Origin of the sequence: Sediminicola arcticus (assembly GCF_040566695.1) — a bacterium.
Classification (GTDB): domain Bacteria; phylum Bacteroidota; class Bacteroidia; order Flavobacteriales; family Flavobacteriaceae; genus Sediminicola; species Sediminicola arcticus.
In genome coordinates, this window is record NZ_JBEXAE010000006.1 from 150070 (window position 1) to 162907 (window position 12838).

The 12838-nt window shown below is 36.3% G+C and carries 9 protein-coding genes; 2 read left to right on the forward strand and 7 right to left on the reverse strand.

Going from position 1 to position 12838, the window contains the following annotated elements; all coding sequences use genetic code 11:
* Window positions 1-38 precede the first annotated feature (38 nt).
* Window positions 39-2753: a carboxypeptidase regulatory-like domain-containing protein gene (locus ABXZ36_RS13100; RefSeq protein ID WP_354616129.1), complete on the forward strand. Its 2715-nt coding sequence runs from the start codon at window positions 39-41 to the stop codon at window positions 2751-2753.
* Between the two features lie 541 nt (window positions 2754-3294).
* Here ABXZ36_RS13100 and ABXZ36_RS13105 read toward each other — a convergent pair.
* The 7 genes from ABXZ36_RS13105 to rpsO form a co-directional block, all read right to left on the reverse strand.
* Window positions 3295-4197, reverse strand: a complete 903-nt coding sequence (locus ABXZ36_RS13105; protein WP_354616130.1) for a hypothetical protein — start codon at window positions 4195-4197, stop codon at window positions 3295-3297.
* A 304-nt stretch (window positions 4198-4501) separates the two neighbouring features.
* Window positions 4502-5338: a peptidylprolyl isomerase gene (locus ABXZ36_RS13110; RefSeq protein WP_354616131.1), complete on the reverse strand. Its 837-nt coding sequence runs from the start codon at window positions 5336-5338 to the stop codon at window positions 4502-4504.
* A 120-nt stretch (window positions 5339-5458) separates the two neighbouring features.
* Complete coding sequence (locus ABXZ36_RS13115; RefSeq protein WP_354616132.1) at window positions 5459-6883, reverse strand: amidohydrolase family protein; 1425 nt, start codon at window positions 6881-6883, stop codon at window positions 5459-5461.
* Between the two features lie 134 nt (window positions 6884-7017).
* Entirely contained in the window at window positions 7018-7815 is a 798-nt protein-coding gene (locus ABXZ36_RS13120) for a DUF6090 family protein (RefSeq protein ID WP_354616133.1), read from the reverse strand.
* A gap of 653 nt (window positions 7816-8468) precedes the next feature.
* Complete coding sequence (locus ABXZ36_RS13125; RefSeq protein WP_062052792.1) at window positions 8469-9332, reverse strand: sigma-70 family RNA polymerase sigma factor; 864 nt, start codon at window positions 9330-9332, stop codon at window positions 8469-8471.
* A gap of 187 nt (window positions 9333-9519) precedes the next feature.
* Window positions 9520-11742, reverse strand: coding sequence for a polyribonucleotide nucleotidyltransferase (locus ABXZ36_RS13130; protein WP_354616134.1), 2223 nt, complete (start codon window positions 11740-11742; stop codon window positions 9520-9522).
* A 229-nt stretch (window positions 11743-11971) separates the two neighbouring features.
* The gene (gene rpsO / locus ABXZ36_RS13135; protein WP_354616135.1) at window positions 11972-12241 is read right to left on the reverse strand and encodes a 30S ribosomal protein S15; all 270 of its coding nucleotides are present in this window, start codon (window positions 12239-12241) and stop codon (window positions 11972-11974) included.
* A 174-nt stretch (window positions 12242-12415) separates the two neighbouring features.
* On the opposite strand from rpsO, the gene ABXZ36_RS13140 reads away from it, so the two are divergent.
* On the forward strand, window positions 12416-12790 hold the full coding sequence (locus ABXZ36_RS13140) for a hypothetical protein (RefSeq protein WP_354616136.1): 375 nt from the start codon (window positions 12416-12418) through the stop codon (window positions 12788-12790).
* Window positions 12791-12838 lie beyond the last annotated feature (48 nt).

Here is a 12838-nt window from a genome sequence, read left to right on the forward strand (position 1 = left end):
TAAACAATGACGACCTAACAACCAACTTACACAACATCATGAAAAAAATATGCTGTATTGCGCTACTTCTTGTAGCATGTATCTCCCATGCTCAAATTAAACTTGAGGGCGTAGTTAAAGACACCTTTAATATCGCTTTGGATTTGGCAAATGTAATCGCCATAAATCAGCAAACTAGTGGTTTAGAATCCTATGGTATTACAGACGAAAAAGGGAAATATAGGCTAACATTGGGAAAGAATGGCACCTATAAAATACAGATCAGCTATGTAGGTATGAAGACTTTTGAAGAGATCATTTCAACTAAAGAAAGTGATATTGCAAAAGATTATACGCTTCAACCCGAAAACGCCTTGGATGAGGTAGAACTTATCTACGAAATGCCCGTCACTGTAAAAGGAGATACTTTAGTGTATAATGCCGATTCATTTCAGAACGGGACTGAACGCAAGTTAGAAGATATTCTAGAAAAGTTACCTGGTGTGGAGATTAATGAAAATGGCCAGATAGAAGTGGAAGGTAAAGTGGTTAGTAAGTTGATGGTGAATGGAAAAGATTTTTTTGACGGTGATACCAAATTAGCGACCAAGAATATACCGTCTAAAGCAGTAGATAAAATACAGGTATTACGTAATTATTCTGAGGTTGGCCAGTTAAGTGGAGTAGGCAACAACCAAGATAATGTAGCCCTAAATATAAAGCTCAAAGAAGGAAAAGAAAACTTTTGGTTTGGTAACGTGACAGCTGGAGCTGGAGCTTCACCAGATGGCGAACTTTATTTACTACAACCAAAGCTATTTTATTACAATCCTAAATACAGTCTCAATTTCATAGGAGACATCAACAATACAGGGGAGTTAGCATTAACACGAAGGGATATCAGAGCCTTTGGTGGTGGTTTTAGGGCGCCAAGCAGAAGCAGCGGAACGAGTATAGATCTAGGGGATAATGGTCTTAATTTCTTGACAAATCAATCCAACGCTCTGGAAATCGAGAATAAATTGGTAACAGGCAATTTTAGTTATTCTCCAAATAAAGCACTGGATTTAAGCGGATTCCTTATTTTTAATAGTAGTCGTATACTTTCTAGAGAAACTAGCTTTGTCCAATATACGGATCCAGAGTTAGGTATACCTGATGAAGCTACGGATCAATCTGGAAATGAACGTTCCGATCAAGCTTTGATGAAATTAAGTGCCTCCTATAAGCCTAATTTTAGTAATCAATTGGATTATGACATCTTGGGTCGTGTCTCCAACGATTCACAAAACCAAAATATTTTTTCTTCTGTTATAGGAAATACGGAGCAGTTAAATGAGGTAAAACCTTACAGTATTAATCAAAATATAAATTATTACTATACCCTTAATGAAAACAATATTTTCGCTTTTGAAGCTCAGCATTTATTAAAAAACGAAGATCCTTTTTACAATGCTCTATTAGTTAATAATCCCAATGGTGCAGATGCCTTCGATACCACGGCTGAAGCTTTGGGTCTGGATACTTCCCTAACCAATTATGACCTTGGTCAGAACAGACGTATTAAGTCCAATCAAGTAGATGCCAAATTAGATTATTACAATATTCTGAATGCAAAAAGCAATATCAATTTTACATTTGGGACTATCCTAAGTCGCCAAGAATTCAATTCTAATATTTTTCAGTTCTTAAGCGATGGATCACAGTTCAACCCTACACCAACCTTCAATGATGGAAAGGCCACAAACGATATAGAGTACAATTTTAGTGATGTGTATTTGGGAGTACATTACCGACTGAAATCTGGTATATTTACAATCACCCCCGGATTTTCTGTACATGCATACGGAAACAAGAATAGTCAATTTGGTGTCATCTACGAGGAAAATTTCTTTAGATTTTTGCCAGATTTTGAAACGCGAATACAGCTAAAAAAGAGCGAGGCCTTGACCTTTTCCTACGATATGCGAAATCAGTTCACGGATATAACCCGACTAGCTGAAGGACTAGTGCTTAATAATTACAACAGCATACAATTTGGACAGCCAGATTTACAGAATGCCTTATCCCATAATGTGAGCTTGCTTTACAGTAGTTTTAATCTCTTTAATTATACCAATGTTTTTGCTAGGGCTGCCTATTCTAGCAATATAGATCAAGTACGGAGCTTAACAAATTTTGAGAATGTAATTCGCACCAATACTTTTTTCAATTCTAATTTTGCAGATGAAAATGTAAATGTCTTTGGACGGGTGCAACGAACCTTTGGTAAGTTAAGAGCTAGTTTAAATACCAGTTTTAATTATAGCAAAATAAATCAGTTCATTCAGGGACTACAATCACTAAATGAAGGGTACACCCAGTCTTATACCCCAGAACTTCGTACGAATTTTATGGAGGCTCCAAACGTTAGCTTGAGGTATCGATATAGTGTGACCAACAACAATCAGGGGAGTCGTAAGACGGAATTCGTCACGAATGCACCATCGGTTGAGTTTGATGCATACATTTGGAAAGCGGTTACCTTCCGCACCAATTACACCTATACTCAACAAAATCTTGGAAATGGGGAAGCACAGTCTTTTCAAAATTGGGATGCTACGCTTTCTTATAGAAAAGATAGAGATGCCAAATGGGAATATGAGATTAAGGCTACCAATATATTGGACATCGATTCTCAAGTGCGAAACAGTGCCAATAACTTGTCGGTGTTTACCTCGGAAACTTTTATACAGCCACGATTCGTAACCTTTAGATTTGTATATACTCTGTAAGATACGGAGCGATCTTTAAGGGGTATTCACAAATATTTTTTGTTCTATGTTAACTAAAAAACAGATTGTGTAAATACCTTCCGGGAGTAAATGTAAACCCTCCTGCAATCACGATAGCACCAAAGTATAATAGTATCATTTTACGTTTATGGGCTTTGACATTTCCTTTTTTAATAAGTAATAGGAATGTTCCAATTAAAAAGCAAGGTATCACAGTTGTTAAATGGATGTACATTAATCAAAATATGTCATTTCTATTGCTTTAAGTCTTAAAAAATTGTTTGTATAGTTTTAGATAGAAATAGGGGTTTGTCTTCGATTTCCCTCAGTTCGGTTTTGAGGGCGTGGTAAATGGGGTGCAGGAAAGGGTGTTTTTTTACTTTCGTAGCTATGGGATTACGGTACTTTTTTGTTTTACATTCTACTTATTAAATCAAAGGGTCTAAACTATTTATTTTATTATTTTGATTTTTAGTGTTTGACAGTTAACTGATTCTTTTTTAGGGATTTTTGTTTGACTCAATGAGAAAGTTTTCTTCTTCTAATATTCAGCCCCAGATAATTTATTTTTTTCGTATTTGTTATGAATTGTAATTATGGCCAGACCAAAAAGAACGGCTACTACAATTAACACCGTATTAATTAACCCAGTCACACCAAACGATATTCGGATTAGAATAGTGGAAATAATAAAACCAGAGTTTCTAATAATCTTATGAAATTCATGGGTGTAAAAGAAGGAAATCAATAGCAATACAACGTCTACCAAAATCAAAACCGTAAAGAATTGGTCAAAAAATAGATTATTGATGCTTTCAAATGAAGGCAGGGTGTCCGAAGAGAGCGAAATTCCCATGGACCAATTTATAAGTGTATACAAAGCCATGAGGAAAAAAAGTGGCACCAGAATAACTGCTATCAATTTTTTCTTCTTTACGAATCTTTCAATAGTGGGGTTGATACTCGCTGATGGATCAAATTTACGTTGTCCTTGTTTATGAAATAGAAATATGAAATAGAAAAGTAATAAAGATGCCACCAAATCGTAAGTAAATTGTAGATCTCCTTTAATTTCGAACCAATTTGATGAAAGTTCTAAAGATGATAAATCTTTAAATAATTTACGAATTATAATCAGTGTAATGATCTCATACTGCTTTATAATATAGGTCGTAAACGATTTGGGTAGGTAGTAAATTAATAAATAGACTTCATACACAAGAATAAAGGAAAAGGGGGTGTAAATGGCAGATATTGGATTCTTAAGTAATTCCGAGTTTGGCTGAAATTCAATTAGATCAAATTTCAAAAAGTAGATTACCGCTAAATGAATAAAAAAACTAAAGAGTGCGACATTCAGAATAACTTTTTCAGCTTTATCGCTTGTGCTTTCAGAAAGAACATAATTGTAGAGTATTGGTAAAATATTCTTTCTTTTGACCATACAGACATATTTTGCCTAACTTTTAAGCTAGGATTTGGTTTTTAAAAGTTTGATAATATCAAATTAAACTATGGCATAGGGCCGTTTTAAAAATACGAAAATTTTCTTCATCATAGCCTATTTATAATTATCCAAGGTGCACCATGTAAATTACATATATATGGGTACACCTTTGGATAATAAAAGCTGTCTAAAATCTTCCTTATTAAAAATTATATTTTAGATTAACCCCTCCATAAAATGTCTCGAGGATTCATTTAATAATTCCTCTTGAAAAACTGAAAATAGCTAGACTTTTACCTTTTTATTGCAGTGACCTTACGGAATGAATTCTTACGTCCACGGCAGGACGGTCGCTTGTTACGGTGGGAACGGATGCGATAGAATCTAACACCTCTAGACCTTTAATCACTTCTCCAAAAACCGTGTAATTTTGGTCAAGATGAGGTGTGCCTCCTATAGTTTTGTAGGCTTGGCGGTGAGACTCGGGAATAGTATACCTTTCAAAATTCCCATAGTCTTTTGCCATTTTGGTAATGCTGTCATTAAGCAAAGTATACTGCTTAGAATTTTCATTTTCCATAGCTTTTTCTAAGGAGTTCACTAGGGGTTTGTTTATTGGATCTTTCTTAAAGTAGTATTCCGCTAGCCATCCATTGATGCGTGTTTCGGCAATAGTGAGTAGGCTATCATTAGATACTTTTCCTTGTACTATATAAAATTGCATACCACTCGAAGCTCTTTTGGGGTTGCCATCTCGAGCAGCAGCCAGTGCGCCTTTTTTGTGAAATAAATCCTTATTAAATTCAGCATTTACTACGTAAGGCACAGCGCCATTGCCAAGTTCATCATTGGGCTGTGCTTTTCTGCTATCTGGGTCACCGCCCTGAATCATAAATTCATTTATAACCCGATGAAAAAGTAAACTATCGTAAGCATTATTATTGACTAGATTGGTAAAATTATCTCTATGCAAAGGTGTTTCATTATACAATTCGATAATCATAGTCCCATAATTAGTAACCATTTCTATCTTTTTTCTATTTTCTTGCTCAGAATTTAATGATTTAGGTTCCTGTTTACAACCCAAGAATAACAGAATAATTAATACAGATAAAGAGAATTTAAGTATGGATTTCATTTTTTGTCTTTTAGGTTAATGAGGCACAAAAGAAGCGATATGTTCTACCCGCTGTTGTGCTTGCTTTATTTTTTCACAAGATTCCAAAGTAAAATAGCACCACTGTAATGTATAGTATTTTCAATACAGTCCAACCTTGCCATTCACGGAAGCAAATATTTTTTTAGAATCAAAACCAATTCCATTCTTGAATATAAGTTCCATTTTCCTAATAGCCGTCACATCTTTAGATAGGTCGCCGTCAATTAATATTAAATCGGCTTCTTTGCCAACTTCTATGGTACCCGTTTCTTTTTCTATTTGTAAATATTGTGCTCCGTTTAATGTTGCTAATTTAATGGCTTCCTCTATATCTAAACCGGTCTCTATTAGTAACTCAATTAATCGCTGGTTGGAATAGCCTGCAATTGTTTTTCCGCTCCCTGTAGGGTCTGTGCCTACTGTGATTTTACCTCCTAGAGAATGATATTTTAATACTCGCTTCATCTCTTTTTTAAAGCTAAGTAGGCGTAGGGAATCTCTTTTAGTATTGATTGACTGATCATAAATGGCTTGCATTTGTTCCAACAAATAGGGTGCGAGCGCAGCTTTTCCTCCCCCAGGGATTACTTCTCTATTGGTAAATGGTTCAAAAACGGTTGGCGTATAGGTTAGGGTTACATTTTTTTCGATCAAAAAATTCATTAAATCCAATAAGTTAGGATCGTTTTCATCTAGCCCATTTAAGGATGGTTCGCCAAAAACGCATTTATCTTCGGGCTTGTCCGAAACAAAATCTGTAGAAGCCATAAAGCTGTGCTCTAAATTGTCAATGCCCAATTCTGCAGCTTCCCTATAGGTAATGGAACATAAATGACCTGTAACTCTAATGTTTCTTGCGTGTGAAACTTTTATAATTGTGCTTAAATCTTCTTTGGTAATGTTGTTGTAAACTTTTACAGAGGTAATGCCCTTATCGAACCAATAGTTCATCCAGTTTTCAATATTTTCATCTCCATAAAGTGATTGGAGTTGAGGTATAAAACCTTCCCGTTCAATATGAGGGGTAGAAACATCAATAGTTGGCCCCAAGGATCTTCCTCGATCTATTAAATTTTTTACATTCAAATCTGCATTTGCTTCTAAACTCCCTGCGGTTCTCAGGGTGGTAACTCCACCTGCCAAATACAGCTGAGGAAAGGTATTTGTCATATGGGTTCCCTTATAGTTATTGTCAAATGGTTTTGCATAAAATAAATGTTCGTGGAGCATTATTAATCCTGGAATTAAAGTTTTTCCGCTGGCATCAATAGTTTTTGTATTCTTAGGAAGAACGATTTTTCCAGTATTTCCAATGGCAGTTATCTTATTGTTATGAATTATAATATCTTGATTGTATTTTATGGGTCCTCCTGTACCATCAATTACAGTTGCGTTTCTAAAAACCACCATAGAATCCTGAATAGCTATAAAATCACTGACTTGCTTTGAAAACTCCTGTGAATGGCCGAAGGGCTGAAAAATAAAAAGGAATAAACAAAAATGGAATAGTTGGTTTTTTTTCATGATGTCATTTTATAGTATGCCTAATTTGATATATTATAAATAGCAGTAATGGTACGCTGATAGTTCGGTTTAACTCAGCGTTCTTAATGCAGTAAGGGACATTTTTTAATTCACGTAAGTGCTTGTTTATTTAGTTACCGTTTAATGGTTTTGTTCAATGCTCTTTCTAATTTTGTCAATACTTCCTGTCTTGTTATGATCTTACCAAGAGCGGTATAGCTTCTTCCCATATCTCCGATTAAGTAATTTTCTGTATTAGGAGTTTTTAGGATTATTTCATAATCATAGGTGATTTTTCTATTATCTTTTATTGAAGCTACTTTATTATAAAACTCTTGAACATCTTCTTCATTTATTACTAACATACCTGTATCTTCTGACATATACCCTTCTGGCAATTTGTACATTAAGGGTTCAAACTGATTTTCGACAAATCTTGTTATAGAACTAAATGAATTTTCTAGTTGTACAAAATCGGCATAGTATTGTGAAAGATCCTTTACTAACTGCTTTTCTTTAAAATTGTTGAATTCTCCCATAGACTTTGCGGATTCGAAAGTTGTCTCATAGCTAGTGGGCGCTACAGTATAAAATAGGGGCTCTGTGTACATTCCAAATTTTTTAATCCCCATAGTCTTATTTGGATTTCGAACATAGGTGAGTAGGGTATCTAAATATGTTATCCTTTTTGTGTGGAATTTTTTATAATAGTTCAGATTTGCATTATCTTTTTTTAAGTCCAAAAGCACATCATAAAAGAAATTATCTTCTACTTTTTGTGCTTTACGTTCATCATTCCAAGTGTTGATCTGAAGTGCAATTAAAATACCAAAAACCACTAACACTATTTCGCCAATGGCATAAATGAGATATTTGCTAAATTTATTTTCAGTCAGCAATCTTTGGCGAATATTCCTGAAGAATTTTATCATTAGGTATTGTGATAATTCTTCTAAATATATGGTTTTAAATTAAGTACGGATTTAATATTATAAAGTTCTTCAGAAATTTATTTATTGAAAGTAAAGAAGTAGAATGTTAAGGATATGATTAGGTTGTGGAAAATGCCGAAGTCCCTTCTAAGGTTGAAATCAAGTTGGTTACAAATAGAATAACCTTTTTTTAAAGCACAAGGCCACACTTTCGTTTCAAACACGATGCTGTCTTTAGGATAGTTTAAAATAGATTTTAAGCAATGAGTAGCGGTAAGTGTTGGCAATCCGTATAAATCCATTTCAATTTCTGGTGTAAACCATCGCGAGGGATTTTATCACCCTTGTCCACAAAAGGGGCAGTTTCAGAAGCTGCATTTTTGGTAGTGATTTTTAACAATAGGGTATCAGGTAACCAATTGGGTAAACGGACAATAGAGCCGCGGGCTATGTCAAGGAAAGTTTAATAATCATTAGATTAGGTAAGAAGAAGAAGGTAGATGCTCCTAAATTAAAAAACTCCGGTAATCAGCCGGAGTTTATTCATCAATCAAAAAACGAACAGTCATGATAACTGTTGTTACGGTATGCAATTTACAACTTAATTACCAAGACACCAATAGGGCAAGATAGGATTGTAACTTTGCGGTGGGCTAGCCCAAATAAGTTTTTAAAATTTTACTTCTAGAGGTGTGTTTCAACCTTCTGATCGCCTTTTCTTTAATCTGGCGAACTCTTTCCCTTGTAAGGTCAAAAGTTTCTCCAATTTCTTCTAAGGTCATGGAATGTTGTCCTGCAAGACCAAAGTACAAACGGATCACATCTGCTTCCCTTGGGGTTAAGGTTTCCAAAGCACGCTCAATTTCTGTACGCAAAGATTCGTGCAATAATTCCCTGTCAGGGTTAGGAGACTCCCCACTACGCAATACATCGTAAAGGTTAGAATCTTCTCCATCTATTAAAGGGGCATCCATGGATACGTGACGGCCAGAGTTTTTCAAAGATTGTTTCACATCCTCAACGGTCATATCCAATTCTTTTGCAATCTCTTCTGCAGAAGGCTGTCTTTCATGAGCCTGCTCCAAGAATGCAAAGGTTTTGTTGATCTTGTTGATAGAGCCGATCTTGTTTAAAGGCAAACGTACAATACGAGATTGTTCTGCCAATGCCTGTAATATAGACTGACGAATCCACCATACAGCGTAGGAGATAAATTTAAAACCCCTAGTTTCGTCAAAACGTTGTGCAGCTTTAATCAACCCCAAATTACCCTCATTGATCAAATCGGGTAGGGTAAGCCCTTGGTTTTGATATTGCTTGGCAACAGAAACGACAAAACGAAGGTTTGCTTTGGTCAATTTCTCAAGTGCGGCTTGATCACCAGCCTTGATACGTTGTGCCAATTCTACTTCTTCATCCGCTGTAATAAGGTCTACTTTGCCAATTTCTTGCAAGTATTTGTCCAAGGAGGCGGTTTCCCTGTTGGTAACCTGTTTTGTAATCTTAAGCTGTCTCATTTAGGTTTTTCCTTTCTAAAAATTAGATGCGCAATACAAAGATTGCAAAAGGTTATACGTTGAAAAAAAGGAAATGTTACAATTAATTGATATTAATTTCATATTTCGGTCAAAATACCTCTTTATAACAGTAAAAAGCCCCAACGAATCTCGTTGGGGCTTTTTTAATATATAAATAGATGGAGTATTAGTCCCTTCTTGGTTTGCGATCTCTATCGCTGCCTCTTCGGTCACTTCCTCTTCTATCGTTCCCGCGATCTTCGCGTGGTGGTCTTTCTTTATACCCTTCAGGTTTTGGCAATAATGCCTTACGGGAAACCTTATCTTTTCTGGTCCTAGGGTCCAATCCAAAATATTTAACATCAAATACGTCACCCATGTTTACCACATCGGATACATTTTCTGTGCGTTCCCAAGCCAATTCGGATACGTGTAACAATACTTCGTTCCCTGGGGCATCCAAATATTCTACAACAGCACCAAAGTCAAGCATCTTTATAACTTTTACTTCGTAAACGCTATCTACAGTTGGTTTGAACATCAACGAATCAATTTTTGCCAATACAGCATCAATTCCTTCCTGATTTGTTCCTAAAATTTCTACAATTCCTTCTTCGGTAACAGGATCTTCATTGATGACAATGGTACAGCCAGTTACTTTTTGAAGTTCTTGGATCACTTTTCCACCAGGTCCGATCAAGGCACCAATGAATTCGTTTGGAATGGTACGCGTGATCATTTTTGGAGAATGTGGTTTCACATCTGCATTTGGTGCGGCAATAGTTTCGGTAAGCTTACCAAGGATATGAATACGACCGGCTTGTGCCTGCTTTAATGCATTTACAAGAATTTCATAGGATAATCCTTTTACTTTAATATCCATCTGGCAAGCGGTAATTCCGTCTGCAGTTCCGGTTACTTTAAAGTCCATATCCCCTAAGTGATCTTCATCACCCAAAATATCGGAAAGTACAGCATATTTACCTGTTTCACCACCAGAAATCAATCCCATTGCAATACCAGATACTGGTTTTGTTAGTTGTACCCCAGCATCCATTAATGCCATTGTACCAGCACAAACCGTTGCCATGGAAGAAGAACCGTTAGATTCCAATACCTCGGAAACAACACGTACGGTATAAGGACAATCTGCAGGGATCATTCCTTTTAAGGCACGTTGAGCCAAGTTACCATGTCCAACTTCTCTTCTTGATGTACCACGAAGTGGTTTAGCCTCACCGGTACAGAATGGAGGGAAATTATAATGTAAGTAGAAAGTCTCCTCACCTTCGTAAGATGGCATATCTATCTTATTGGCTTCTCTTGAAGTACCTAAGGTTACCGTGGCCAATGCCTGGGTCTCACCTCTGGTGAAAATTGCAGAACCGTGCGTAGAGGGCAAATAATCAACCTCACACCAGATAGGTCTAATCTCATCTGTTTTACGACCATCTAAACGCAAACCTTCATTTAAGGTAAGGTCACGAATGGCAGCTTTCTCTGCTTTTGAATAATATTTAGAAACTAAACCGCCGAAATCCTGAAGTTCCTCTTCGGAAAAAGTGGCTTTTATTTCTTCTTTGATCTCTTGAAAAGAAGCACTACGCTCATGTTTGGCAGATCCGGCTTTAGCTACTGCATAAACCTTATCGTAGGCCAAATCATGAATCTTCTTAGCCAATTCCTCGTCTTCCCTTTCGGTAACGTACTCACGTACTTCTTTCCTGCCAAAAGCTTCGGCAAGTCTAAGTTGGGCAGCACATTGTAATTTAATGTGATCATGGGCAAACTTAATGGCTTCCACCATATCTTCTTCGCTAATTTCCTTCATCTCACCTTCTACCATCATTACCGAGTCTGCAGAAGCACCAATCATCATATCGATGTCAGATTCTTTTAACTGTGCTCTTGTTGGGTTGATGACGAATTCTCCGTTGATACGACCTACTCTTGCTTCAGAGATGGCACATTCAAAAGGAAAATCTGAAAGTTGTATTGCCGCTGAAGCTGCCAAACCGGCCATAGCTTCTGGCATAACGTCATCGTCATGAGACATTAATTGAATCATCACCTGGGTCTCAGCGTGGTAATCTTTTGGGAACAAGGGACGAAGAACACGGTCAACCAATCTCATGGTCAATACCTCTCCATCACTTGGTCTTGCTTCTCTTTTGAAGAAACCTCCTGGATAACGCCCAGAAGCTGCGAATTTTTCGCGATAATCTACGGTTAAAGGTAGAAAGTCAAGATCGCTTTGTTTGTAGTTGGAAACAACTGTACATAATAACATACATTTTCCTGATTGGACAACCACAGAACCATGGGCCTGTTTTGCCAATTTTCCAGTTTCGATAGAAATTTCCCTACCGTCACCAAGGTCTATGACCTCTTTAAAAACTTTTGGAATCATAAATTTTAATTAGAACCTGCGAATTACAGATTAGTTAAACAATGGTCTTTTCGTCTTACCTAGACGGACTGTGTTGTTGTGTTGTCGTTGTGTGTTGGACCAATGAAAAACTATGTGCAAGCTTTTTGTTTTGCCTCAAAAAATTGATTTTGAGGATTTTGTAATCGGTTTTCTTCGATAGTGAAGTAAACCTATAAAAAAGGGGGAAGCTTAGCTTCCCCCTTTAAAATTATTTTCTGATGTTCAATTCTTTGATGATAAGACGATATCTTACAATATCCTTTTTGATCAAATAATCCAATAGACTTCTTCTTTTACCTACCAACATTACTAAGGAACGCTCAGTGTTGAAATCCTTGCGGTTTCTTTTTAAGTGTTCCGTTAAGTGGTTGATTCTGTAAGTAAACAAAGCGATTTGTCCTTCTGCAGAACCTGTGTTCGTTTCAGTTTCGCCGTGTTTTTTAAAGATCTCGGCCTTTACTTCTTTAGATAAATACATTCCAATATTGTTTAATGATTTTTATGTATGTGATTGATTTTCAATCAGGGCGCAAAGATAGGATTTTTTTTAGAATCTGTCTACATCCAAAATATTTTTTAAGGCACAGATTAAACTTTTTGAAGTAACCTAGGTCATAATATAGAACGTTAAAGAATTGTTATTATAAAAAGAGTGATAAACGATCGTACCATTAAGCTAGCTAATGAATCGCCAATTATAGATGACAAATGTGAAACAATTAAATTTAAACAGAAGAAAAATAGTCTCAAAATCTCAAATGTAACAGGCGTAGTGCTTATGGCATTATTGGTATTGGCTTCCTGTGCCAAGGATGAATCTCCTATTATTGTTGACGAAGCAACTTTTGATGTGGCGGAGCTTACCAGCAGCGATGAAGCGGAATTAATTTCTGAAGAAATAGCCAATATTAGGGAAGACGTTTACGCTACAGAGGAAACTAATGCAATCTCTAAAGTTGATTTTACTTCCAATTACTTGCCCGATTGTGTTACCGTAACTACTGTGGTCACCAGTACCACTAAGTAAACCACTATTGATTTTGGTGAGGGTTGTGAACTTCCAAATGGCAATCTT